Source organism: Nonomuraea mesophila (assembly GCF_004352805.1).
In the GTDB taxonomy this organism is placed as follows: Bacteria; Actinomycetota; Actinomycetes; order Streptosporangiales; family Streptosporangiaceae; genus Nonomuraea; species Nonomuraea longispora.
Window position 1 is genome coordinate 64,827 of the sequence record NZ_SMLD01000010.1, and the last position, 23,835, is coordinate 88,661.

Below are 23,835 nucleotides of genomic sequence, written 5' to 3' on the forward strand. Positions count from 1 at the left end.
TTCCGGTCAGTCAGGCAGGGTGGTGGCAGGCGAGCCAGTGGTCGTCGCCGACCTGCCGGATCCGGGGCTCCTCCTCGGCGCACCTGGCGGACGCGCGCGGGCATCGCGTACGGAAACGGCACCCGCTCGGCGGGTCGACGGGCGACGGCGGTTCGCCGCTGATCAGGGTGTCGGCCGCCGGGAGGTCCAGGCCGCCGCCGGGGATGGAGGCGATGAGCGCCCGCGTGTACGGGTGGGCGGGCCGGGAGATCAGCTCGGCGCTCGGCGCCAGTTCGCACACCTTGCCCAGGTACATCACCATGATGCGGTCACTGACGTTCTTCACCACGGCCAGGTCGTGCGCGATGAACACGAGCGTGAGCCGGTAGCGGTCCTTGAGGTCCTCCAGCAGGCCGAGGATCTGCGCCTGCACCGAGACGTCCAGCGCCGACACGGGCTCGTCGCAGATCACCACCTCGGGATCGAGGATGAGTGCCCTGGCGATGGAGATGCGCTGGCACTGGCCGCCGGAGAACTCGTGCGGCCTGCGCACCGCCGCCGCCTCCGGATCGAGGCCGACCGCCTCCAGGACCTCGTCCACCCGGTCGCCGGGCAGGCCCCACACGCGGGGGCCCTCCCCGACGATCTCGCGGACGCGGCGGCGCGGGTTCAGGGACGAGATGGGGTCCTGGAAGATCATCTGGAGGCGGCGGCGGGTCCTGCGCAGCGCCTCGCCGCGCAGCGCGGTCAGCTCCTGCCCGTCGAGCCGGACTGAGCCGGAGCGCGGAGGCGGGAGCTGGATGAGCGCCCTGGCGGCGCTCGACTTGCCGCAGCCGGACTCGCCGACGATCCCGAGCGTCTCGCCGCGCGCCAGGTCGAAGCTCACGCCGGAGACCGCCCGTACGGTACGGCCGCGCCCGGCGGGGAACTCCACGACCAGATCCTCCACCCGCAGCAGCACCTCGTCACGGGGACGCAGGTGCGCGTCTCCGCTACCGGCCACCGCTGTCCACCCCTTCCTTGAGAGCCTGCGCGTGCTCGCGCGGGTACCAGCAGGCGTAGGAGCCGGTCAGCGGCGGCGCCTCCTTCGCGCAGCGCTCCCGCGCGTACGGGCAGCGCGGCTGGAAGGCGCACCCGCCCGGCAGGTCCACCAGGTCGGGCGGCCGGCCGGGGATGACGCGCAGCCGGTGGTGCACCGGGTCGGTCAGCTTGGGAGCGGCCTGCAGCAGCGCCTCCGTGTAGGGCATCCGGGGCCGGGCGAACACCTCCGCCGCCGGGCCCCGCTCCACGACCTTGCCCGCGTACATCACGATCACCTCGTCCGCCCACCGGGCCACCACCGACAGGTCGTGGCTGACCAGCACCACCGCCATGTCCCGCTCCTCGCGCAGCCGGTGCAGCAGCCGCAGCACCTGGTCCTGGATGGTGACGTCGAGCGCGGTCGTCGGCTCGTCGGCGAACAGCACGTCCGGCCCGCACGACAGCGCCATCGCGATCGTCACCCGCTGCCGCATCCCGCCGGACAGCTGGTGCGGGTAGCGGCGCAGCGTGCGCTCGGGGTCGGGGATGCCGACGGAGGCCAGCAGCCGCGCGGCCTCGGCGCGGGCCTGCCGGCGGTTCATGCCGAGATGCACCCGCAGCGGCTCGGTCACCTGGGTGCCGATCGTGCGTACGGGGTTCAGCGCCGTCATCGGATCCTGGAACACGGTCCCGAGCCGCCGCCCGAGCACCGAGCGCATCCGGGCGGGGCTGTAGCCGGTCAGGTCCTCGCCGGACAGGTAGACGTGGCCTCTCCTGACGGACGAGCCGGGCAGCAGGCCGAGGATCGAGCGGATCAGCATCGACTTGCCGGAGCCCGACTCGCCGACGACGGCCAGCGTACGGCCGCGCCGCAGGGTGAAGGAGACGCCGTCCACGGCCTTGACGACGCCGCGCGGGGTGACGAAGTGCGTACGAAGGTCCTCGGCCTGCAGCAGGCAGTCGGCGCGCACCTCGTGCGCGGCGGAAGGGGCGGCGGCCGCCTGGCGCACCGGCTCAAGGCCGCTCTCCCGTACGTCCGTCAGTGACCTGAGCCGGTCACCCACCAGGTTGAACGAGAGCACGGTCAGGAACATCACCAGGGAGGGCGCCAGCACCACGTGCGGCGCGCTGTCCAGCAGCGTGCGGCCCTCGTTGATCAGCCCGCCCCAGGTGGGGGTGGGCGCCTGGACGGACAGGCCGAGGAAGGCGAGGCTGCCCTCGGCGACCACGACCACGGCCATCCCGATGAACGCGTACGACGCCGCGGGCACGGCCACGTTCGGCACGATCTCCCGCCACAGGATGCGCCGGTCGCGGGTGCCGAGCACGCGGGCGGCCAGCACGAACTCGCGCTCGGCGTAGGTCAGCGTGGCGCCCCTGACGAGCCTGACCCAGGACGGCACGCCGAGCACGCCGAGGACGATGAGCACGTTGCGCAGGTTCGCCCCGGCGAAGGCCACCACGGCCAGCGCGAACACCAGCGCGGGGAAGGCCTGCGCCACGTCGTTGACCGCCATGATGACCGCGTCGGTGGCGCGGCGGCGGTAGCCGGCGAGGATGCCCAGCGGCGCGCCGATGCCGAGGCCGAGCAGCACCGCCCCGACGCCCACGCCGAGCGAGACGCGGGCGCCGTGCACGACCCTGCTGAGCACGTCACGGCCGAGTCCGTCGGTGCCGAACGGGTGCGCGGCGCCCGGCCCCGAGCGCGGCGGCCCGGCCAGCGTCTCGTCGTAGCGGGCCAGCGGCAGCACGTCGGCCAGGACGGCGGCCAGCAGCACCAGCCCGATCCAGCCGGTGGCGGCCCAGAACCCCCACCCCAGCCGGCCCCTCCACCGGCTACGCACGCCGGATCCTGGGATCGACGGCGGCGTACACCAGGTCCACCGCGAAGTTGACCGCCACGTAGCCGACCGAGATCAGCACGACGCCTCCCTGCACCGTCAGGTAGTCGCGGGAAAAGATGGAGTCGACGATGAGCCGCCCGACGCCGGGCAGGCCGAAGAGGGTCTCGATGATCACTGTGCCGCCGATGAGCGCGCCCAGGTTGAGCCCGACCGCGGTGATCAGGGAGATGGCCGACGGGCGCAGCGCGTGCCGCCACAGGATGCGGCGCGGCGACAGGCCGCGCGCGCGGGCCAGCGTGATGTAGTCCTCCTGGAGGGTGGCGATCAGGTCCGTACGCAGCAGCCGCGCGTAGACGGCGAGCTGCCCGCAGCCGAGCGTGATCGCCGGCAGGATCACCGAGGTCAGGTTCCAGCCCAGGTCGAGCGAGATCGGGGTCCAGCCGGTGGCCGGCACGACCTGCCAGGTGACGGCGAAGACGAGGATGAGCAGCACGCCCAGCACGAAGACCGGGGTCGACAGCAGCGCGAAGCTGAGCGCGGTGAGCACCTGGTCCAGGGCCCGGCCGGCGCGGCGGGCGGCGGCCACGCCCACGGGGATCGCCAGGCCCAGCGCGATGATCTGCGCCGCGACCAGCAGCTCCAGGGTGACGGGCAGCCGCTCGGCCAGCTCGCTCGCGACGGGCATCCGGGTGATGTACGACTCGCCGAAGTCGCCGGTGATGAGCCCGCCGAGCCAGCCGAGATAGCGCACCAGCAGCGGCTGGTCCAGCCCGAGGTCCTGGCGTACCTGCGCGCGGGCCTCCTCGGTCGCCGACAGGCCGAGGATCTGCGTGACCGGGTCGCCGGGCAGCAGGTCGAGCAGCGCGTACGACAGGAAGGTCACGACGAGCAGGACGACGACGAGCCGGACCAGCCGGTGGACGACGATCACTGCGCGTCGACCCAGAGCTGCGCGAACGGGTGGTAGGGGATGGGCGACCCGGTCAGCGGCAGGCCCGGCTCGCCGTCGGGCAGCCGGTGCTCGCCGATGCCGTGCACCTTCGTGCGCGCCACGATGGCCCCGGTGTTCAGGTGGTCGACGAACACGTACGGCACCAGCTCGCGCAGCCGCCGCTGCACGGTCGCGTACGCCTTCTTGCGCGCGGCCTCGTCCGGGTTGGTGCGTCCGACGTCGAAGGCGTCGCTGAGCTGCTTGTCCTTGAAACGGGAGAAGTTGAGCGACACCTTGCCGACGGGCTGGGAGTAGGCCTGGTGCATCCAGATGTACTCGCCGTCGGGGTCGGGGGAGGAGAACTGGGTCCACACGGTGGCCGCGTAGTTGCCGGTGACGGCGCGGTTGATCAGGTCGGCCTGGTCCGCCTGCTTGATGGTGACCTCGATGCCGGCCTTGCGCCACATGTCCTGGGCCAGCTCGATGCCCTGCATGGTGTTCGGGTCGGGCGTCGAGATCATCTCGAAGCGGATGGGGCCCTTCTCTGCCTCCACCTCCTTGACCAGCGCGGCGGCTTTGGCCGGATCGTAGGCGGGGTAGCCGCCGCCCTCGGCGTACCACTTGGAATCCTTCGTCCACGGGCCGTCGGCCGGCTCGGTCATCCCGCCGCGCAGGGTCGAGATGACGGTCTCGCGGTCGGTGGCGTGGGCGAGCGCCTTGCGGACGCGCAGGTCGTCGAGCGGGGGCACGGTGGTGTTGAGCATGAACATGTACTCGGCCACGGCCATGCCCCCCGACCGCTGGACGGTGTAGGCGTCCTTCTGGGCGCCGTACTTGGTGAGGTCCTCGTCGCGTGAGGTGCCCATGGCGTCGATGCCGCTGGCGTCGAGCGTCTGGGCGCGGGTCTGGCTGTCGGGCAGGATGCGGAACTCGATCTCGTCGAGGTAGGGCAGCCCCTGCCGCCAGTAGCGCGGGTTGCGTGTGACGACCATGCGGTTGTCCGGCACGTACTCCTTGAACAGGAACGGGCCCGTGCCCACCGGTTTCAGGCTGGCCGCCTTGGGGTCCTTGAGCGAGGCGGGCGGCACGATCATGCCGACCTGGGCGTCCAGGTAGTAGGGGAAGGCCACCCACGGCTGCTTGAGCACGACCTTGACCGTCATCGGGCCGGCCGACTCGATCGCCTTGACCGGCGCCAGCACGGCGGCGTTGAGCGGGGAGGCCTTCTGCGCCTCCAGGTTGGCCTTGACGACGTCGCCGGTCAGGGCGAGGCCGTCGGAGAACGAGATCCCCTCCCTGACTTTGATCGTCCACTCGTCGTGCGCCTCGTTGGGGGTGAGCGATTCGGCCAGGTTCGGTTTCCAGTCGCCGTTGGCGTCGACGGCCGTCAGGGTCTCGATGATCGTGCCGGCCATGCTGTAGCTCTGCCCGGCGAACTGGTCGGTGACGGGGTTGAACCCGTTGGCGTCCGCGCTCAGCCCGTACACCAGGCGCCCGCCCTGGACGGGTCCGGACGCGCCCGCCTGCGGGGTGGCGACGGGGCGTTGCCCGCTGCACGCCGGCAGCACCGCCGCCACCAGCAGCAACGCGGCCAGCATCCTCCAGCGTTTCATCCACGCTCCTACCGGTAAGCCCCCGAGAGCAATTTCACCGATAGTACTATCGGTGAAATTGCGCACAAGAGCCGCGGGAGAATCGTTACGGGAGGGGAGGGAGCACCGATGACGAGCACACCGCTCAGCAGGAGCGAGGCGAAAGACCTGACCCGGCGCAGGCTGATCAAGGCCGCGCTGGCGATCCTCGACGAGGAGGGCGAGGCCGGGCTGACCACCGTCAAGGTCGCCAAGGCCGCCGGCATCGCGCAGTCGAGCTTCTACGTGCACTTCAAGGACATGCAGGACCTGCTGCGGGCGCTCGCCGAGGAGGGCGGCCGGCGGCTGCGCGACTCCATGCGCGAGGCCCGCCGCGCCGCCCGCGAGGCCCCCGGCGACCTCGAACGCCACCGCGACACCTTCCGCATCCCGCTGGAGGCCAGCTGCCGCCACCCCGAGCTGCTGCGCATCCAGCTGCGGGCCCGCCACGACCCTTCGTCCTCGCTGCGCGACTTCGCCACGGAGAGCGCCGCCGTCTACCGCGAGCACCACGCCGCCGACCTGGCCGCCCTCGGCTACACCGCCGACGACGAGCACGACAGGCGGCGGCTGGAGATGATCGCCGACGGCATCAACGCCGCCACCAACGCCCTGGCCATCGGCCACCTGGAGGGCCGCTACCCCGACCTCGACGAGGCGGCCGACATCCTGGTGGCCCTGTCGAGGGGCGCGCTGAGGCTGCTCAGATCCAGCTCAGGCCGCGACCACGACTAGGGTGGCCCGCCATGGGCGCGTTCAGCCTCCCACCTCGGCGGCCAGGGCGGCGGCATCCGCGCGGCCGAGCCGGCCGTCCACCACCGCGGTGACGACCCGCCTGGTCAGCGTGTCCTCGACGAGCAGCGGCCGGTCCCACGCCAGGGCCTGGCCCACCCCCGGATACTCCTCGACGCGCACGAACCAGGGGTCGTCGCCGTCCTGCACGAACACCAGCGTCCAGTCCCGCCCCGCCGGGTCGGTGCCGGACAGGGCGACCCAGCGGTCGCGGCTGCCGTGCACCGCCCGTTCGTCCCCCGGAAGGGTCGTCCGGGCGGTCGAGGTTCCGGGCGCACGCCAGAAGAAACCGCCGTAGCCGGCGCCCGCGCGGCCCTTGGTGGCCGAACTGTTGATCTCCAGCGGCGCTCCGGTGAGGTTGGTCAGCGTGAACGCGAAGTCCAGCGCCCAGGCGTCCTCCCGGATCGGGCGTACGGTGACCGTGCGCTCCTCGCGGGCCATCAGCCCGCCGCCGGGCCCGATCCACTCCAGCTGTTCGGCGAAACCGCCGTCGTCCAGCCGGGGGAACGCCACGTGCCGCTGGACGCCGTGGTCGTCGAGCCAGGTGGGCCCCTGGTCCCTGACGTAGGTGCGGCCGCCCCAGAAGTTCGCCCCGCCGAGGTCCGCGACGGCCACGCCGGCACCGAGGTGGTGGACGTGGTCCGCGGGCCTGACCTCGGTCACCTCGACGCCGCCCAGCGTGCGCACGTCGTACAGGTAGGGGCGGGGCGAGTCGGTGGCCGGCAGGTCGGGCCGCGTCTCGTAACGGGCCACGCGGCGGTCGCCGGCCAGCAGCTCCACCCGGGCCCACGGCACGTCCAGCTCCGAGTAGAGCGCCAGCCGCTCGGCGCTGCGGGAGGTCACGCCGGCGATGCCCGGCAGGACCCGGCGCGCGACCTGGCCCAGGCCGTCCCGCTCCAGTTCCTGGTGCCGGACGGGGATCGGCAGCGGCTCGGGAGCCAGCCGCACCGCGTCCAGCACCTGCGTGAACCGCTCCGTACGCTCCAGCGGGACCAGCAGGGCGGCGCCCGTGCGTACGTGGTCGAGGAGGTTGTCCAGCAGGTCGGTGCGGTCGTACACGGTGGTCGTGACCGTGCCGTCCGGCAGCTCCACCTTGACGCTGTCCTGCGTGTAGACGAGCGTGGCCCGGCCCGCGTCGCCGTGCACGACCAGGTACGGCTCGTGCCGCTCCGGCGCGCACAACGACACCGCGACGGTGAGCACGAGACCGTCGTCCATGCGGATCCGCACGCACGACGTGTCGTCGGACTCGATCGTGTTGGCGCGGTAGAGCTCGGTCTCGATCTCCGCGATCGGGCCGTCCACCAGGGCCAGCGCGGTGGCCACGGCGTGCGCGAACGGGTTGGTGAGCGCGCCGTCCACCACGTCGACGCCGTCGAGGCGGCGCCTGCCCGACCAGGCGGAACGGGTGAAGTAGGAGACCGGGCGCTCCCAGGCGCCCGCGCCGCCGATGCCGCGCACCCGCCCGAGGGCGCCGCCGGCGATCAGCTCGCGCAGCGCCGGGATCGCCGCCGAGCCGAGCGACTGGAAGCCGACCTGACAGGCCAGGCCCGTCTCCGCCACGGCCGCGGCGATCCTCGCGTGCGCCTCGGGCGTCGCCGCCGGCGGCTTCTCCAGCAGCACGTGCGAGCCCGCGTGCAGCGCGGTCACCGCGAGGTCGGCGTGGGTGTGGATGGGCGTGCAGATGATCGTGATCTGCGCGCCGGTCTTGGCGATCAGCTCACGCAGGTCGGGCGACTGCAGGGGCGTGCCGAAGTCCACCTCCACCGGGCGCACGTCGCAGATCCCGGCCAGCTCGACCACACCGGACTCGGACAGCAGGTGAAGCTGCCGCAGATGGTGCTGCCCGTGCCCGTGGACCCCGGCCAGCACGACCCTCGCCGGCGTCATCACGACCACCTCAGGCCGAGCCCGGCGTGCGCGCCCGCGCGGAGCACACCGCCGGAGACCTCCACCGGGTACGGCTCGTCCAGCAGCCCGAGGGCGGCGAACGAGGCGTCCTCCACGTCCTCCACCATGGCGGGCAGCGGCAGGGCCAGCGCCAGCTGCCCCGACATCTCGCTCAGCAGGTGCGGATGGACCGGCACGTCGTACGTCCTGGCCAGCTCCACGATCCGCAGGAACGGCGTGATGCCGCCGACCCGCGCCACGTTCGGCTGGACGACGTCGCAGGCCCCGGCCGCCAGCAGGTCGCGGAAGCCGTACGTGGTGTAGACGTTCTCGCCGACGGCGACCGGCACGTCGGTGGAGCGGCGCAGCTCCACGTGCGCGGCCACGTCGTCGGCGGGCAGCGGCTCCTCGATCCAGTGCAGGTCGAACGCGCGCAGCGCGGCGAGGGCCCGCCGCGCCCTGTGCAGGTCCCACCGCTGGTTGGCGTCGATCATCAGCAGCCGGTCGGGGCCGATCACCTCGCGGACCGCGGCCACCCTGGCCACGTCCTCGGCCAGGTCGGGGCGGCCCACCTTGATCTTGACGCCCCGGTGGCCGGCCGCCACCCAGCGGCGGGCCTGCGCGACCAGCTCCTCCAGCGAGTAGTGCAGGTTGACGCCGCTGCCGTAGGCCGGGACCTCGTCGCGCCGCCGCCCGAGCACGCCGGCCAGGTCGCGCTCGCCGCAGCGCAGGTCCCACAGCGCCAGGTCGACCCCGGCCAGCGCGACGGTGGTGACGCCGCCGGGGCCCGCCTCCCGCAGGTGCCGCCAGAGCCGGTCCCAGACCACCTCGGGGTGCGGGTCGAGGCCGATCAGCGCCTCGCGCAGGTCGTGGTCGAGCAGCGCCTTGACGGCGTGCGCGCCGATCTGCGGCGTCCACGAGAACCCGCTGCCGGTGCGCCCGTCCGCCAGCGTGACGTGCGTGACGATCACGTGGTTGAACGGCACGTCCGCTCCCCAGGGGCGGGGGAGCGGGACGCTGCGCAGCTCCGTACGCAGGTCGGCGACGGTCATGACGCCGCCCGTTCGAGACCGGTCTTGATCAGCGCCTCCAGTTCCTCCAGGTGCTCGCCGGTGACGTCCACCAGCGGCGGGCGTACGCCGCCCACGTCGAGGCCGCGCAGCCGGACACCCGCCTTGACCAGCGCGACCGGGTAGCCGGGGACCTTGCCGCGCAGCCGCACGAGGGGGGCGTAGAACTCCGTCAGCAGCCGCTCCTCGCCATTCAGGTAGGCCGTGGCGATCTCCGGCGCGAACGCGAACACCGCGCTGGAGTAGAGCTCCACGCCGATGCCCCGGTAGGCGGGCATGGTCAGCTCGGCCGTCGGCAGCCCGTTGAAGAACAGGAATTCGGGGAACCGCTCGCGCACGGCCAGCACGGTGCGCTGCATCCTGTCGATGTCGCCCAGGCCGTCCTTCAGCCCGATCACGCCGGGGATCCCGGCCAGCTCGACCACGGTGTCGGGCTCCAGCGCGACCGTGCCCCGCTGGTAGATGACCACCGGCAGCACGGAGGCGATCGCCGACACGTACGCGGTGTAGCCGTGCCCCGGCCCCTGCGCCAGGTAGGGAGGCATGAGCAGCAGCCCGTCCGCGCCCGCGTCCCTGGCGGCCCGCGCCTGGTTCAGCGCCGCGCCCAGCGGGCCGCCCGCGCCCGCGAACACCGGCGCCCTGCCGCCCACGGCCTCGGCCGCGACCCGCACCACGCGGGCGTGCTCGGCCTCCGACAGGGCGGAGAACTCGCCGGTGCCGCAGGCCGCGAAGACGGCGCCAGGGCCGTGCTCCATGCGCTGGGAGATGTGCTCGGCCAGCACCTCCTCGGCCAGGCCGCCGCCGGCGTCGAACGGGGTGACGGGGAAGAACAGCACACCGCTGAGTTTCATTCAGACGTCCTTGAGTTCGGTGCGCCAGCTCCGCTTCGGCTGCCAGCCGAGCAGGCGCTCTGCCTTGGTGGTCGAGAAGGCGGGGGTGGTGCCGGTGAGCCCGGCGGCGAGCTGCTCGGTGCCGGGCACGGCCTGGGGGAGCAGCTCGGCCAGCGGCTTCCTGGCCAGCGCGTCGGCGGCGCCGGCGAAGAAGATCTCGCCGTTCGGCAGCTCGGGCAGCGCCTGGGCGAGCACGGCGATCATGTCGGCGGCGTCGCGGGAGTCGATGTAGTTGAACAGCGAGACGCCGGCGAGCTCGGGCCGGTCCAGCCGTTCCTTGACGGTGTGCCCCGACTGGGTCGGCGCGCCCGCCCACTCCTCGGGCGGGATGACGAAGCACGGCCGGACCGCCGCGAGCTTCGTCGTCCCGGCCACGGCGAACGCCTTCATGGTCTGCTCGGCCGCCACCTTGGACAGGTTGTAGGCGTTCCACGGCCGCACCGGGTGTTCCTCGTCGATCGGCAGGTACGCCGGCGCCCAGCCGCCGGGGGCGCCGTAGCCGAGCACGGTGGGGCTGCTGGCGAGGACCACGCCGGCCACGCCGAGCGCCACGGACGCCTCGCAGATGTTGAACGCCAGCTGGGTGTTGACCTTGAAGATCACCGACTCGGGCCGGCTGAACGGCGTGGCGATCGCGGCCAGATGGATCACCGTCTCCGGCCGGAACCTGGCGATCGTCTCGAACGCCTCTCCCGTGTCGGTGAGGTCGGCGGGTAAGGTGGCGGCGGCCTCATCCGGGGTTCCTGGGGCGTGGTCCACGCCGATGACCTCGTGCCCGGCCGCCGCCAGCGTGCTGACCACGCTGCGGCCGAGGCGTCCTGCGCTTCCGGTGACGAGGACTCTGCTCACCGTGAGGGGCTCCTTCAAGACTGCAAACAGTTGCACTAAACCTTTGTGTCAGGAGGGCCGGGGCGTCAAGAGGTGATTTCCGGACCTGCGGTCTAGCTGGGGCTTTCCGGCTGCTGTGCCTCCGGGATGGTACAGCAAGCGCTTTCATCTGCCCCATGGCCTCTGCAAGCGGTTGCGTTAGGGTGTGCATTTGTGACTGTGACGATTCGTGATGTGGCCCGGGCCTCCGGTGTGCATGTATCGACCGTGTCGCGGACGTTCTCCGCGCCGCACATGGTGAACGCCGCCACCCGCACCAGGGTGCTGACGGTGGCCGAGGAGCTCGGATACCGGCCCAACCGGGCGGCCAGGGCGCTCACGACCGGGCGCACCCACAATTTCGGCCTGATCGTGGCCGACATCGCCAACCCGTTCTTCCCGCCGCTGATCAAGGCCGCCCACGCGGCCGCCAGGCAGCGCGACTACCACCTGTTCGTGGCCGACACCGACGAGGAGCCGGCCGCCGAGGAAGAGCTGGTGCAGGCGTTCAGCAAGCAGGTGGACGGGGTGGTGCTGTGCAGTCCGCGCTCGTCCAACAAGGCGCTGGAGCGGCTGGCGGAACGGGTGCCGTTCGTGGTGATCAACCGGCGGCTGCGGGGAGCAGCCACCGTGCTGATGGACGTCGGCCACGGCGCCCGGCTGGCCGTCGAGCATCTGGCCGGGCTCGGGCACCGCCGGGTGGCGCTGGTGTCGGGGCCGGCGGGCTCGTGGACGAGCGCGGAGATCCGCGCCGCCGCCGAGCGGGTGCCGGACGTGGAACTCACCGTCATCGGCCCCAACGCGCCCACCGAGCGGGGCGGCTTCGCCACCGCGGGCCGGGTGCGCGACGCGGGGGTGACCGGCGTGCTCGCCTACAACGACCTGGTGGCGATCGGGCTCATCGAGGGCCTCGGGGATCTCGGGCTGAGCGTTCCCGCGGACGTGAGCGTCGTGGGGATCGACGATATCGTTCCAGGACGGCTGAACCGTCCCAAACTCACCACGGTCGCCATGCCCACCGCCGCGGCGGGGCGGCTGGCGGTCGACCTGCTCATCCAGGAGGTGAGCGCCACCACCTCGTTGGAGACCCGACTGGTCGTCAGGGACTCCACGGCGCCTCCGCGCTAGCGGAGAGCTGCAAACGGTTGTACTAAACGAGGGCCAAATTCATCTGACTTCTCCTCGGGCCAGTTCGTTCAGCAGGGGAAACGTGTCAACGATATATCGGTAACGGCCAGGTAACGGCTGCAAAGGGTTGACGCAACTTTCCCGCCAGCTATAGGAAAGCGCTATCCAGTACAATCTCGCCGGAAGGTTCGTAATGACGAGTGAGTTCCGTCATGGCTGACTCGGTGGCGGTGAAGCCCCTGGAGGCGGTGACCGAACCCGCGCGTGGCGGCGGACACCGCTCCACGAAACGCTCCCGCCGTGAGGCGCGGGCCGCCTATCTCTTCCTGGCCCCCTGGTTCGCCGGCCTGCTCGTCATCACGATCGGCCCGATCCTCGCCTCGCTCTACCTGTCGTTCACCGACTACAGCCTCTTGCAGGAGGCCGAGTGGATCGGCTTCGACAACTACGTCAAGATGTTCACCGAGGACCCGCGGTACATCAACTCGCTCAAGGTCACCACCATCTACGTGGTCGTCTCGGTGCCGCTGCAACTCGCCTTCGCGCTCGCGCTGGCCCTGGTGCTCGACCGGGGGCTGCGCGGACTGGCGATCTACCGCTCGATCTTCTACCTGCCCTCGCTGCTCGGCGGCAGCGTCGCGATCGCGATCCTCTGGCGCAAGGTGTTCGGCGCCGACGGCCTGGTCAACGCGCTGCTCGGAGCCTTCGGCATCGAGGGGCCCGGCTGGGTCGGCCACCCCGACTACGCGCTCGGCACGCTGATCATCCTGCACGTGTGGACGTTCGGCGCCCCCATGATCATCTTTCTGGCCGGGCTCCGGCAGATCCCCAGCAGCTACTACGAGGCCGCCGCGGTCGACGGCGCCGGCCCGCTGCGGCAGTTCAGGTCGATCACGCTGCCGCTGCTGACGCCGATCATCTTCTTCAACCTCGTGCTGGAGATCATCAAGTCGTTCCAGTCGTTCACGCAGTCGTTCATCGTGAGCAACGGCACCGGTGGTCCCGCCGACTCGACGCTCTTCTACACGCTCTACCTCTACCTGAACGGATTCAGGGACTACGACATGGGCTACGCGGCCGCGATGGCGTGGGTCCTGCTGCTCATCATCGCCGGGCTGACCGGGGTGAACTTCCTCGCTTCCAAGTATTGGGTCTTCTATGGCGACACCAAGTAGGCCGGTTCCGGTGCTGTTCCGCCCGCTCAAGGGCGGACGGGTGGTCAAGCACATCCTGCTGATCGGCTTCGGCGTGATCATGCTCTATCCGCTGCTCTGGATGGTCTCCAGCTCGCTCAAGCCGGAGGAGCTCATCTTCCGGCAGCCCGGCCTGCTGCCGAGCACGATCACGCTGGAGAACTACACCGAGGGCTGGACCGCGCTGAAGCATCCCTTCGGCTACTACCTGTGGAACTCGGCGCTCATCACCGGGCTGTCGGTGGTGGCGAACCTGGTGGCCTGCTCGCTGGCCGCCTACGCCTTCGCCCGGCTCAACTTCCCGCTGAAGCGGCTCTGGTTCGCGATCATGCTGGGCACGATCATGTTGCCGCACCACGTGGTGATCGTGCCGCAGTACATCATGTTCTCCGAGCTCGACCTGATCAACACGATCTGGCCGCTGGTCATGCCGAAGGTGCTGGCCACCGACGCGTTCTTCATCTTCCTCATGGTGCAGTTCATCCGCACCCTGCCGAGAGAGCTGGACGAGGCGGCCGAGATCGACGGCGCCGGCTACTGGCGCATCTTCATCAGGGTCGTCATGCCGCTCTCCCTGCCCGCCCTGGCCACCACCGCGATCTTCACGTTCATCTGGACGTGGAACGACTTCCTCAGCCAGCTGCTCTATCTGAACAACCCGGATAACTTCACTGTCCCAGTCGCGTTGCGGACGTTCCTGGACTCTAGTGGTGAGTCCTCCTGGGGACCTATGTTCGCCATGTCGATCATCGCGCTCGGCCCGATCTTCGGATTTTTCCTGGCCGGGCAGAAATACCTGATCCGTGGTGTCGCCACCACGGGACTGAAGTAGTTCCCCCTACCCCCCAACCCAGATGACCCCTAGGAGGAAGAGCCGTGAGCTCTGGCAAGAAGATGTGGTCGGCGGCCCTGCTCGCCACCGCTGTGCTGGCGGTCACCGCGGCCTGCGGCAGTGACAGCGGCGGCGAGAGCGCTGATGGCAAGGTCAAGGTGCGCTTCTCCTACTGGGGCAGCGACGCGCGGCAGAAGATGACCGAAGAGGCGATCAAGAAGTTCGAGGCGAAGAACCCGAACATCGACATCGAGGGCGAGTTCTCCGACTTCGGCAGCTACTACGAGACGCTGGCCACCAAGGTCGCGGGCAACGACGCGCCCGACGTCATCACCATCGAGATCCGCGGCCTGCGCGAATACGCCGAGCGCGGTGCGCTGGCCGACCTCGCGGGCAAGGTCAACACCGCCGACATCGACGCCAAGGTGCTGACCACCGGCGCCATCGACGGCAAGCAGTACGCCATCCCCACCGGCGTCAACGCCTTCAGCCTGGTGGTCAACCCGGACCTGGTCGAGAAGAACGGGCAGAAGCTGCCCGACGACACCAAGTGGACCTGGGAGGACTACGTCGACCTGGCGTCGAAGATCACCGCCGAGAGCGGCGGCAAGGTCTTCGGCACGCAGCAGAGCTTCAACCCCGGTTATCTGGAGATCTTCGCCGCGCAGCGCGGCGAGAAGTTCTATCAGGGCAACAAGCTCGGCATCTCGCCCGACACGCTCAAGGCGTGGTGGTCGAACATGCAGACGCTGATCAAGACCAAGGGCACCCCCGACGCCGCCAAGAGCGTCGAGATCGGCGCCCAGAGCGTGGACCAGTCGCTGCTCGGCACCAACACCGGCGCGATGGGCATGTGGTGGAGCAACCAGCTCGGCGCCATCAACAAGGCGTCGGGCCAGGACGTCAGCCTGCTGCGCATGCCGAAGGCGGAGGGCGCCACCACCGGCGGCATGTTCCTGCAGCCGGCGATGCTCTACACCGCCTCGTCGAAGAGCGAGCACCCGGCCGAGGCCGCCAAGTTCATCGACTACATGATCAACGACCCCGAGGCGGGCGAGATCATCCTGAGCGACCGCGGCCTGCCGGCCAGCTCCAAGGTGCTGGCGGCGGTCAAGGACAAGCTGCCGCCCACCGACATCAAGACGCTCGACTTCATCGACGAGGTCAGGAGCGAGCTGTCGGACCCGCCGGCCGCGCCGCCCAAGGGTGCCAGCGCCATGGAAGACATCCTGACGCGGTACTCGGAGGAGGTCCTGTTCGGCAGGATGACGCCCGACGACGCCGCACAGAAGTTCCTGACCGAGGCCAACGCCTCCATCGCGGGCTGATCCTTCGCATCAAAGGAGAGACATGAAGTACGCGTTCGTCGGGCTCGGGCACCGCGCGCAGATGTACGTCGACGCGCTGCTCGGAGAGTGGCGCGACGCCGGCACCATCGTCGCCCTGTGCGACACGAACCGCACCCGCATGGACTACTACGCCGAGCGGATCGGTGCCCAGGTGCCGCGTTTCGCCCCCGATGAGTTCGGCAAGGCGCTCGAGCTCGCCGACGCGGTCATCGTCACCACCGTCGACGCCGCGCACGCCCGCTACGTGTGCGCGGCGCTCGACGCCGGCAAGGACGTCATCGTCGAGAAGCCGCTCACCACCGACGCCGAGGGGTGCGCGGCCATCGCGGCGTCGGCCGAGCGCAGCAGCGGCAGACTGATCGTCACCTTCAACTACCGCTACTCGCCGCGCAACTCCGCCGTGCGCCGCATCCTCATGGACGGCGCGATCGGCGAGGTCACCTCCGTGCACTTCGAGTGGACGCTCGACACGATCCACGGCGCCGACTACTTCCGCCGCTGGCACCGCGACAGGGACAGCTCGGGCGGCCTGCTCGTGCACAAGTCCACCCACCACTTCGACCTGGTCAACTGGTGGCTGGGGGCGGCGCCCGAGCTCGTCTTCGCCCAGACCGACCTGCGCTTCTACGGCGCAGAGAACGCCAGGAACCGCGGGCTCGACCCGCGCCCTGAACGCGGGCAGGGCGCACCCGGCCTCGGCACCGACCCGTTCATCCTGGACATCTCCGCCGACCCCCGGCTCAGGAGCCTCTATCTCGACGCCGAGCACGAGGACGGCTACATCCGCGACCAGGACGTCTTCGGCGAGGGCGTCACGATCGACGACAACATGTCCGTGCTCGTGCGCTACACCAACCGCGCGATCATGACGTACTCGCTGCACGCCCACGCCCCCTGGGAGGGCTACCGCGTGGCCTTCAACGGCACGGAGGGACGGCTGGAGCTGGACGTCGTGGAGCGGGAGTGGACGCCGCCGCACGCCGCCATCGACCCGAGCGCCGCCTCCAAGGCGCACGCCTCGGGGGCGTGGGAGCGGCTCACGCTGCGCCGCCACTGGAGCCCGCCGGAGGAGGTGCCCATCGAGAGCGGGGCCGGAGGACACGGCGGTGGTGACCGCCTGCTGCTCGACGACGTCTTCCGCGGCGCCGGCGACGACCCGCTGGCCCGGCAGGCCGGCTACCGCGACGGCATCCGCAGCGTGCTGACGGGCGTCGCGGCCACCCTGTCCGCCCGCTCCGGCGCCCCCGTGGCGCTGGAGGACGACGGCACACGTGTTCGCTGAGCTGGCGGAGATCGCCGGGGCGCAGCGCGGGCTCTACCCCGTACCGGAGGGGCCCGAGCTGCGGGCCGCGGCGCGTGAGGCGATGGGGGTGCTCGACCTGACCGCCCGCGACGTGCGGGTCGAGCGCACCTGGACCGACGGCGACCTGGCGGGCGAGGAACTGTCCTGGTCGGTGGGGTTCGGGCCGCGTACCCGCGCGTTCCTGCTGCGCCCGCGCGGCGCGGACGGGCCGCTGCCCGGGGTGGTGGCGCTGCACTGCCACGCCGGGATGAAGTGGGCCGGCAAGGAGAAGATCGCCGACGGCCCCGAAGGGCCGTCGCCCGAGGTGAGCAGGGTGCGGCAGGACCTGTACGGTGGCCGCGCGTTCGTCAACGAGCTGGCCCGCCGGGGCTTCGCGGTGCTCGCGCACGACGTGTTCGTCTGGGGCAGCCGCCGCTTCCCGCTGGAGACCGGGGACGGCCCGGGGAGCGAGGCAGACCGCTACGACCAGGCCGCCGTCGCGCACGAGCACGTCGTGGCCAAACACTGCGCGATGCTCGGCACGTCGTTCGCGGGCGTGGTCGCGGGCGAGGACCTGGCCGCGGCAGCCTACCTGCGCTCCAGGCCGGACGTCGGGCCGGTCGGGTGCGCGGGACTGTCGGGTGGCGGGTTGCGCGCCGGGCTGCTCGGCGCCTTCGACCCGCAGGTGCGCGCGGTCGTCGTCGCCGCCATGATGTCCTCCTACCGCGACATGCTCGGCGGGCACGTCGCCAAGCACACCTGGATGCTCTTCCCGCCCGGCCTGCCACGCCTGGGCGACTGGCCCGACCTGGTGGCCGCCCGCGCCCCCGAACCCCTCATGGTCCAGTACGCCCTGCGCGACGAGTTGTTCCCCGAGACGGGCATGCGGCGCGCCCACGCCACGATCGTCGAACGCTACCGCGACGCGCCGGAGCGCTACGAGGCGGTGTTCGCCGAGGTGCCGCACAGCTTCGACGTACCCATGCAGGAGCAGGCCTTCGACTGGCTGGCCCGCCACCTGGCGGGCTGACGGACGGCCGCCGCCCGGCCTGCCACGGGCGGCGGCGCTCCTTCCGCTAGTCGGACTTCTTCCAGGTGGCGACGAGCTTGTCGTAGTCGAGCGTCTCGGGCTTGCCGCGCTCGTCGGCCAGCTTCGGCGCGGGGGCGCCGGGCTGGTCGTACCAGTACTGGGCGTCGCGCTCGGGGTTCAGCTTCGGCGCGCACTGGCCGCCGTAGCCCTCCCGCTCACGCGAGAGCCGCTCCAGCCGGGACAGGATGTCGTCCTGCTGCTTGGCCAGGTTGTCCATCGACTGCTGCGCCGTGGTCTCGCCGGTCACGGCCGTGGCCACGTTCTGCCACCACAGCTGGGCCAGCTTCGGGTAGTCGGGCACATTCGTGCCGGTCGGGGTCCACTGCTTGCGGGCGGGCGAGCCGTAGAACTCGATGAGCCCGCCGTAGTTCTCGGCGTTGTCGGCGAAGTGGTCGCTCCTGATGTCGGAGTCGCGGATGAACGTCAGCCCGACGATCGACTTCTTCAGCGACACCGTCTTCGACGTCACGAACTGCGCGTACAGCCAGGCGGCGGCCCTGCGCTCCTCCGGCGTGCTCTTCAGCAACGTCCAGGAGCCCGCGTCCTGGTAGCCGAGCTTGTTGCCGTCCTTCCAGTACGCCCCGTGCGGGCTCGGCGCGATGCGCCACTTGGGTGTGCCGTCCTCGTTGACCACCGACAGCCCCGGCTTGGTCATGTCGGCGGTGAACGAGGTGTACCAGAAGATCTGCTGGGCGATGTGGCCCTGGGCGGGGACCGGGCCGGCCTCGCTGAAGTTCATGCCCGCGGCTTCCTCGGGGGCGTACTTCTTGAGCCAGTCGACGTACTTGGTGAGCGCGTAGACCGCCGCGGGGCCGTTGGTGTCGCCGCCGCGCGTGACGGACGAGCCGACCGGGCGGCAGTCCTCGACCCTGATGCCCCAGTCGTCCACCGGCAGGCCGTTGGGGATGCCGGGGTCGCCGTTGCCCGCCATGGACAACCACGAGTCGGTGAAGCGCCAGCCCAGCGACGGGTCCTTGCGGCCGTAGTCCATGTGGCCGTAGACCTTCTTGCCGTCGATGGTGCCGTCGCCGTTGACCTTGTTGGTGAAGAAGTCGGCGATGTCCTCGTAGGCCGCCCAGTTGACCGGCACGCCGAGGTCGTAGCCGTAGGCGTCCTTGAACTGCTTCTTGATGTCGGGGTCGGTGAACCAGTCGTAGCGGAACCAGTAGAGGTTGGCGAACTGCTGGTCGGGCAGCTGGTAGATCTTCTTGTCCGGGCCGGTGGTGAAGCTGATGCCGATGAAGTCGTCGAGGTCGAGCGTGGGCGAGGTGACCTTCTTGCCCTCGCCGGCCATGTAGTCCGACAGGGGGAGCACGTAGTCGCCGCGCGAGTGGGTGCCGATGAGGTCGGAGTCGTTGACGTAGGCGTCGTAGATGTTCTGGTCGCCCTGGATCTGGGTCTGCAGCTTCTCGATGACGTCACCCTCCTGGATCAGATCGTGCTTGATCCTGATCCCGGTGATCTCGGTGAACGCCTTGGCGAGCTGGCGTGACTCGTACTCGTGCGTGGTGATCGTCTCGGAGACCACGTTGATCTGCATGCCACGGTACGGCGCCGCGGCCTTCATGAACCACTCCATCTCCGCGAGCTGCTCGTCCTTGCTCAGCGTGCTCGGGGTGAACTCCTCCGACACCCACCGCTGGGCGGCGGCCCTGCCGTCGGCCTCCTTGAAGTCGCTCGTGGGCTTGTCCGCGCCCTGCGTGCAGCCGGCCACCACCAGGAGGAGCGCCGCCGCCCCCATGGTCGCGGACCTCGTCGTCCGTCGCCTCATCGCATTGACTCCCTTTCCGTTAGCCCCATATGCCGATCACGACCGCCACGAGCAGCGCGCAGCCGAGCGCGAACCACATGGACAGGTCGGTGATTGCGATCCAGCCCGCCAGCACGACGGCGGCGCTGATCAGGCCGATGTAGAGCCGGTCGCCCCGATCGGTCTCGATGCGCAGGAAGCCCCGCCTGGCCACGGGAGGAGAGATGCGGCCCCAGATCGTCATGGCGATCAGCAGCACGGCCAGGCCGGCGAAGACCAGGGCCGTGGGGACGGTCCAGACCATCCAGTCGAGCACGGCTACACCCTCCCCATGGCGAAGCCCTTGGCGATGTAGTTGCGGACGAACCAGATGACGATCGCGCCGGGCACGATGGTCAGCACTCCCGCCGTCGCCAGCAGCCCCCAGTCGACGCCCGCCGCGCTCACCGTCCGCGTCATCGCCGCGGCGATGGGCTTGGCGTTCACCGAGGTGATGGTCCTGGCGATGAGCAGTTCGACCCAGCTGAACATGAAGCAGAAGAACGCGGTCACGCCGATGGCCGAGCGGATCATCGGCAGGAATATCCGGACGAAGAAGCGCGGCAGCGAATAACCGTCGATCGCGGCGGTCTCGTCGATCTCCCGCGGAATTCCCGACATGAATCCCTCGAGAATCCAGACCGCGAGGGGCACGTTGAAGAGCATGTGCGCGATGGCCACGCCGAGGTGCGTGTCGAAGAGGCCGACGCTCTGGTAGATCTGGAAGAACGGCAGCAGGAACACCGCCGGCGGCGCCATCCGGTTCGTCAGCAGCCAGAAGAACAGGTGTTTGTCACCGGCGAACCTGAAACGCGAGAAGGCGTAGGCCGCGGGCAGCGCCACGATGAGCGACATCACCGCGTTCAGCGAGGTGTAGATGATGGAGTTGAGATAGCTCGAATACCACGACGTCTCCCCGAAGAACGTGGCGTAGTTGTCGAACGTCACCCGTTCGGGGATGAGCGAGAAACTGCCGAGGATGTCCTCGTTCGGCCGGATCGACATGCCGAACATCCACAGGATGGGCAGCATCAGGGTGGCCACGTAGAGCCAGAAGACCGTGCGCGCCCACGGGAGCCTTCTCATGGGTTCACCTTCCCGACCTGGTCAGCACGGTGAAGAAGACGTAACAGAGCACCTGGACGAACAGGAAGTAGAGCAGCGAGAACGCGCCCGCGGGGCCGAGGTCGAACTGGCCGACCGCGATCTTCGACAGCAGGATGCTCAGGAACGACGTCGCGTTCCCCGGCCCGCCGCCGGTCACCACGAACGGCTCGGTGTAGATCATGAAGCTGTCCATGAACCTGAGCAGGATCGCGATCGTCAGCACCCCGCGCAGCCGGGGCAACTGAATGTGCCGGAAGGTGGCCCACCCCGAGGCGCCGTCGATCTGCGCGGCCTGGAAGTACGGCTGGGGGATCGAGCGCAGCCCCGCGTACGCCAGCAGCGCCACCAGCGGCGTCCAGTGCCACACGTCCATGGCCAGCACGGTGAGCCAGGCGTCGGTGGAGTCGAGCGTGTAGTTGAAGTTGACGCCGAGCACGTTGTTGATCGCCCAGCCGCCCAGGCCGATGTCGCCGCGGGCGAAGATCTGCCAGATCGTGCCGACCACGTTCCACGGGATGAGCAGCGGCAGCGCGACCAGCACCAGCGCCACCGACACCGAGACGCCGCGGCGCGGCATGGCCACGGCGATGGCCACCCCGAGCGGGATCTCGATCAGCAGCACCTGCGCCGAGAACAGCAGCGTGCGCACGAACGCCCCGCGCACCTCCGGGTCGCGGGCGACGTCGCGGAACCACTCCAGGCCGACGAAGATGCGCTCGCTGGGGCTGAAGACGTCCTGCACGGAGTAGTTGACCACGGTCATCAGCGGGATCACCGCCGTGAAGGCCACCGACACGACGACCGGCAGGACCAGCCACCACGCGCGGTTGTTCCTCGGCCGGGCGTCGGTCCTCGTGTCCTTGGCCTCCTCGGCCGGCGCGGCCGCCGGTTCCGCGAGGCCGGCCGGGCTGTCCGCGACGGTGGTGCGCTCGGTCATGACGGCTCCCTTCCGTTCAGCGGCGCGAGGGAGCCGCACCTGACCTTGTCGCGGAACAGGAACGTGCGGTCCGCGGGGAAGTGCAGGAACACGGCCGCGTCCGGTTCGCAGGCGGAGCCCGCCTCGGTCTTGACGATCAGCGGGTGCTCGCCGACCCGGGTGTGCACGAGGTCGTACGCGCCCATACGGTCGATCCCGGTGACCGTGGCCGCCGCGCCGGGGGAGGCGCCGGGCCCGGCGATCCGGACGAACTCGGGCCGCACCCCGATCCTGACCGGTCCCGGCGGCAGGCCGTCCGGGGCGTCGCCGCCCACGGTGCCCACGGTGGACGCGCCGACGCGGACGACGCCGTCGGCGATCTCGGCGGGGACCATGTTCATCCCCGGCGAGCCGATGAAGTGCCCGACGAACTCGTGCGACGGCGACAGGAACAGCTCGGCCGGCTCGCCCGCCTGCACGATGGCCCCGTCGTTGAGCACCACGACCTCGTCGGCGAACGTCAGTGCCTCGGTCTGGTCGTGGGTGACGTAGATCAGCGTGTGGCCGGTGTCGCGGTGGATCTCCTTGAGCTTGCTGCGCAGCGTCCACTTCAGCGCCGGGTCGACCACGGTCAGCGGCTCGTCCAGCAGGACCGCGGCCACCTGGGGGCGGACCAGGCCGCGGCCCAGGCTGACGATCTGCTGGCGGCCCGGGTCGAGCCGGCGCGACCTGCGGCGCAGCACCTGGTCGAGGCCAAGGAGCCGAGAGACCTGGCGGACGCGTTCGTCCACCTCTTTCTTAGGAAATTTCCGGTTACGGAGGGGGAAGGCGAGGTTGTCGTAGACCGACATCTCCTCGTACAGGACCGGGAACTGGAAGACCTGCGCGATGTTGCGGCCGGCCGTGGGCACGCCGGTGACCTCGCTCTCGCCGAACCAGATCCGGCCCACCGTGGGCGTGATCAGGCCGGAGATGATGTTGAGCAGCGTGGTCTTGCCGCAGCCGCTCGGCCCCAGCAGCGCGTACGCCCGGGAGCTCCGCCACGTCCAGGTCATCGGTTGGAGCGCCCACGTGCGGCCGCCGTCGTAGCTGTGTCCCACGCCTTCGAGGCGGATGTCAGCCATGCAGGTCGACCTCCGCGGCGCTGGTGGCGAGCAGGCGGCCGCCGTCCTCGTCGAAGACGAAGACGTGCGCCGGGTCGATGCGGGCGACCGTGGACTCGCCCGGCGTGAAGAGCCGGGTGCCCTCCAGGTGCGCGACCAGGTGGAGCCCGCCCTGGAGCAGCAGGTGCAGGAACGTCGCGCTGCCGGTGACCTCGGCGAGCCGGATCTCGGCGGGCAGTTCGAGCGCGGCGCGGCCGTTGGGGGTGATGCTCACCTGGTGGGGCCGTACGCCGAGCATGACGCGGTGGCCGTCGGCGTGGGCGCGGGGCGCGGGGAACGACGTGCCGAGGCACTCGATCCGGCCGTCGCGTACGACGCCGGGCAGCAGGTTGAGCGGCGGGTCGCTGAGCGTGGCCGCGACGGCGAGGGTGGGCGGGTGCGCGTACGTCTTCGCGACGTCGCCGACGTGCTGGACCCTGCCCTCGCCCAGGACCACGGTGGGGGCGGCGAACGTCAGTGCCTCGTTCGGGTCGGCGGTGGCGTAGAGGACGACGCCGGAGGAGCCGGTGAACATGGTCTTCAGGTCGGCGCGGAGCTGCTCGCGCAGCTTGAAGTCGAGGTTGGCCAGCGGCTCGTCGAGCAGCAGCACGTCGACGGGCCGGGCCAGGGCGCGGGCGATGGCGGTGCGCTGCTGCTGGCCGCCCGACAGCTCGGCGGGCCGGCGGTCGAGCAGCTGCGCGATGCCCATGAGCTCGGCCACCTCGCGCACCCGCCGGTCGATCCCGTCGCGGCGGAACGCCCGGTCGAGGCGGAGCGGCGAGGCGATGTTCTCGTAGACGGTCAGGGACGGGTAGTTGATGAATTGCTGATAGACGAAGGCGACCGAGCGTTTGCGCACGGAAATGCCGGTCACGTCCTTTCCGCCGACCACCACCCGGCCCGAGTCGGGCGGCAGCAAACCGGCCGCGACGCGCATCAAAGTCGTCTTTCCCGCGGTCATGGGGCCGACGAGGGTGGTCATTCCATTCGGTAATTCCAGGTGAATGTCATCGAGCCAGGTCTCCCCGCGCCGCCGCACGAAGACGCCATCGAGTATCAGCGTCACGGTGCCCGGTCCTCTCTGCCGGCGCAT

At 70.5% G+C, this 23,835-nt stretch carries 21 protein-coding genes; 7 read left to right on the top strand and 14 right to left on the bottom strand.

The annotated features are described in order from the left end of the window. Window positions 1-10 precede the first annotated feature (10 nt). The 4 genes from E1295_RS06160 to E1295_RS06175 are packed head-to-tail and all read right to left on the bottom strand — an operon-like array spanning window position 11 to window position 5,387. Window positions 11-982 carry an ABC transporter ATP-binding protein gene (locus tag E1295_RS06160; RefSeq protein WP_132628685.1) on the bottom strand — a complete coding sequence of 324 codons (972 nt, stop codon included), beginning with the start codon at window positions 980-982 and terminating at the stop codon, window positions 11-13. Beyond that, entirely contained in the window at window positions 972-2,843 is a 1,872-nt protein-coding gene (locus E1295_RS50690; protein ID WP_132628686.1) for a dipeptide/oligopeptide/nickel ABC transporter permease/ATP-binding protein, read from the bottom strand. Before E1295_RS50690 ends, E1295_RS06160 begins: the two co-directional genes overlap by 11 nt. Continuing rightward, window positions 2,836-3,774 carry an ABC transporter permease gene (locus E1295_RS06170; protein WP_132628687.1) on the bottom strand — a complete coding sequence of 313 codons (939 nt, stop codon included), beginning with the start codon at window positions 3,772-3,774 and terminating at the stop codon, window positions 2,836-2,838. The genes E1295_RS50690 and E1295_RS06170 overlap by 8 nt, the downstream gene beginning before the upstream one ends. Beyond that, window positions 3,771-5,387, bottom strand: a complete 1,617-nt coding sequence (locus tag E1295_RS06175) for an ABC transporter substrate-binding protein (protein WP_132628688.1) — start codon at window positions 5,385-5,387, stop codon at window positions 3,771-3,773. Before E1295_RS06175 ends, E1295_RS06170 begins: the two co-directional genes overlap by 4 nt. 108 nt (window positions 5,388-5,495) lie before the next feature. Here E1295_RS06175 and E1295_RS06180 point away from each other — a divergent pair, with 108 nt between their 5' ends. After that, window positions 5,496-6,140 (top strand): TetR family transcriptional regulator, encoded by a 645-nt coding sequence (locus tag E1295_RS06180; protein WP_132628689.1) that lies wholly within the window; start codon window positions 5,496-5,498, stop codon window positions 6,138-6,140. 21 nt (window positions 6,141-6,161) lie between these two features. Here the strand turns inward: E1295_RS06180 and E1295_RS06185 are convergent, their stop codons facing one another. Genes E1295_RS06185 through E1295_RS06200 form a run of 4 tightly spaced genes read right to left on the bottom strand, consistent with a single transcriptional unit; the run spans window position 6,162 to window position 10,896 of the window. Beyond that, entirely contained in the window at window positions 6,162-8,087 is a 1,926-nt protein-coding gene (locus E1295_RS06185; protein ID WP_132628690.1) for a DUF6807 family protein, read from the bottom strand. Then, a complete protein-coding gene (locus E1295_RS06190; protein WP_132628691.1) occupies window positions 8,087-9,139 on the bottom strand; it encodes a mandelate racemase/muconate lactonizing enzyme family protein in 1,053 nt (350 codons plus the stop codon). The genes E1295_RS06185 and E1295_RS06190 overlap by 1 nt, the downstream gene beginning before the upstream one ends. Further along, entirely contained in the window at window positions 9,136-10,008 is an 873-nt protein-coding gene (locus E1295_RS06195; RefSeq protein WP_132628692.1) for a 5-dehydro-4-deoxyglucarate dehydratase, read from the bottom strand. Before E1295_RS06195 ends, E1295_RS06190 begins: the two co-directional genes overlap by 4 nt. Continuing rightward, complete coding sequence (locus E1295_RS06200; protein WP_132628693.1) at window positions 10,009-10,896, bottom strand: NAD-dependent epimerase/dehydratase family protein; 888 nt, start codon at window positions 10,894-10,896, stop codon at window positions 10,009-10,011. Window positions 10,897-11,088: 192 nt separating this feature from the next. Between E1295_RS06200 and E1295_RS06205 the strand changes: the two genes are divergently transcribed. From E1295_RS06205 to E1295_RS06230, 6 genes are all read left to right on the top strand, one after another. Beyond that, window positions 11,089-12,042: a LacI family DNA-binding transcriptional regulator gene (locus E1295_RS06205; protein WP_132628694.1), complete on the top strand. Its 954-nt coding sequence runs from the start codon at window positions 11,089-11,091 to the stop codon at window positions 12,040-12,042. Between the two features lie 212 nt (window positions 12,043-12,254). After that, on the top strand, window positions 12,255-13,217 hold the full coding sequence (locus E1295_RS06210; protein WP_132628695.1) for a carbohydrate ABC transporter permease: 963 nt from the start codon (window positions 12,255-12,257) through the stop codon (window positions 13,215-13,217). Next, window positions 13,201-14,067, top strand: a complete 867-nt coding sequence (locus E1295_RS06215; protein ID WP_132628696.1) for a carbohydrate ABC transporter permease — start codon at window positions 13,201-13,203, stop codon at window positions 14,065-14,067. The genes E1295_RS06210 and E1295_RS06215 overlap by 17 nt, the downstream gene beginning before the upstream one ends. Window positions 14,068-14,111: 44 nt before the next feature. Further along, window positions 14,112-15,395: an ABC transporter substrate-binding protein gene (locus tag E1295_RS06220; protein WP_132628697.1), complete on the top strand. Its 1,284-nt coding sequence runs from the start codon at window positions 14,112-14,114 to the stop codon at window positions 15,393-15,395. Window positions 15,396-15,417: 22 nt separating this feature from the next. Then, window positions 15,418-16,698, top strand: coding sequence for a Gfo/Idh/MocA family protein (locus E1295_RS06225; RefSeq protein WP_132628698.1), 1,281 nt, complete (start codon window positions 15,418-15,420; stop codon window positions 16,696-16,698). Further along, a complete protein-coding gene (locus tag E1295_RS06230) occupies window positions 16,688-17,728 on the top strand; it encodes an alpha/beta hydrolase family protein (protein WP_132628699.1) in 1,041 nt (346 codons plus the stop codon). Before E1295_RS06225 ends, E1295_RS06230 begins: the two co-directional genes overlap by 11 nt. A gap of 46 nt (window positions 17,729-17,774) precedes the next feature. On the opposite strand, the gene E1295_RS06235 is transcribed toward E1295_RS06230, so the two are convergent. The 6 genes from E1295_RS06235 to E1295_RS06260 are packed head-to-tail and all read right to left on the bottom strand — an operon-like array spanning window position 17,775 to window position 23,808. Further along, window positions 17,775-19,559, bottom strand: a complete 1,785-nt coding sequence (locus E1295_RS06235) for an ABC transporter substrate-binding protein (RefSeq protein WP_220448562.1) — start codon at window positions 19,557-19,559, stop codon at window positions 17,775-17,777. Window positions 19,560-19,578: 19 nt separating this feature from the next. After that, entirely contained in the window at window positions 19,579-19,854 is a 276-nt protein-coding gene (locus tag E1295_RS06240) for a DUF2160 domain-containing protein (protein WP_220448563.1), read from the bottom strand. A 2-nt stretch (window positions 19,855-19,856) separates the two neighbouring features. Beyond that, on the bottom strand, window positions 19,857-20,663 hold the full coding sequence (locus E1295_RS06245; protein WP_132628700.1) for a carbohydrate ABC transporter permease: 807 nt from the start codon (window positions 20,661-20,663) through the stop codon (window positions 19,857-19,859). Between the two features lie 4 nt (window positions 20,664-20,667). Further along, window positions 20,668-21,621 (bottom strand): carbohydrate ABC transporter permease, encoded by a 954-nt coding sequence (locus E1295_RS06250; RefSeq protein WP_132628701.1) that lies wholly within the window; start codon window positions 21,619-21,621, stop codon window positions 20,668-20,670. Then, window positions 21,618-22,724: an ABC transporter ATP-binding protein gene (locus E1295_RS06255; protein WP_132628702.1), complete on the bottom strand. Its 1,107-nt coding sequence runs from the start codon at window positions 22,722-22,724 to the stop codon at window positions 21,618-21,620. Before E1295_RS06255 ends, E1295_RS06250 begins: the two co-directional genes overlap by 4 nt. Beyond that, the gene (locus tag E1295_RS06260) at window positions 22,717-23,808 is read right to left on the bottom strand and encodes an ABC transporter ATP-binding protein (RefSeq protein ID WP_220448564.1); all 1,092 of its coding nucleotides are present in this window, start codon (window positions 23,806-23,808) and stop codon (window positions 22,717-22,719) included. The genes E1295_RS06255 and E1295_RS06260 overlap by 8 nt, the downstream gene beginning before the upstream one ends. Window positions 23,809-23,835: the final 27 nt, after the last annotated feature.

Bases quoted from the DNA above. Each gene is read 5' to 3' on its own strand.
- E1295_RS06175 (WP_132628688.1), bottom strand. From the start codon at position 5,387: ATGAAACGCTGGAGGATGCTGGCCGCGTTGCTGCTGGTGGCGGCGGTG.
- E1295_RS06180 (WP_132628689.1), top strand. From the start codon at position 5,496: ATGACGAGCACACCGCTCAGCAGGAGCGAGGCGAAAGACCTGACCCGG.
- E1295_RS06185 (WP_132628690.1), bottom strand. From the start codon at position 8,087: ATGACGCCGGCGAGGGTCGTGCTGGCCGGGGTCCACGGGCACGGGCAG.
- E1295_RS06190 (WP_132628691.1), bottom strand. From the start codon at position 9,139: ATGACCGTCGCCGACCTGCGTACGGAGCTGCGCAGCGTCCCGCTCCCC.
- E1295_RS06195 (WP_132628692.1), bottom strand. From the start codon at position 10,008: ATGAAACTCAGCGGTGTGCTGTTCTTCCCCGTCACCCCGTTCGACGCC.
- E1295_RS06210 (WP_132628695.1), top strand. From the start codon at position 12,255: ATGGCTGACTCGGTGGCGGTGAAGCCCCTGGAGGCGGTGACCGAACCC.
- E1295_RS06215 (WP_132628696.1), top strand. From the start codon at position 13,201: ATGGCGACACCAAGTAGGCCGGTTCCGGTGCTGTTCCGCCCGCTCAAG.
- E1295_RS06225 (WP_132628698.1), top strand. From the start codon at position 15,418: ATGAAGTACGCGTTCGTCGGGCTCGGGCACCGCGCGCAGATGTACGTC.
- E1295_RS06235 (WP_220448562.1), bottom strand. From the start codon at position 19,559: ATGAGGCGACGGACGACGAGGTCCGCGACCATGGGGGCGGCGGCGCTC.
- E1295_RS06245 (WP_132628700.1), bottom strand. From the start codon at position 20,663: ATGAGAAGGCTCCCGTGGGCGCGCACGGTCTTCTGGCTCTACGTGGCC.
- E1295_RS06250 (WP_132628701.1), bottom strand. From the start codon at position 21,621: ATGACCGAGCGCACCACCGTCGCGGACAGCCCGGCCGGCCTCGCGGAA.
- E1295_RS06255 (WP_132628702.1), bottom strand. From the start codon at position 22,724: ATGGCTGACATCCGCCTCGAAGGCGTGGGACACAGCTACGACGGCGGC.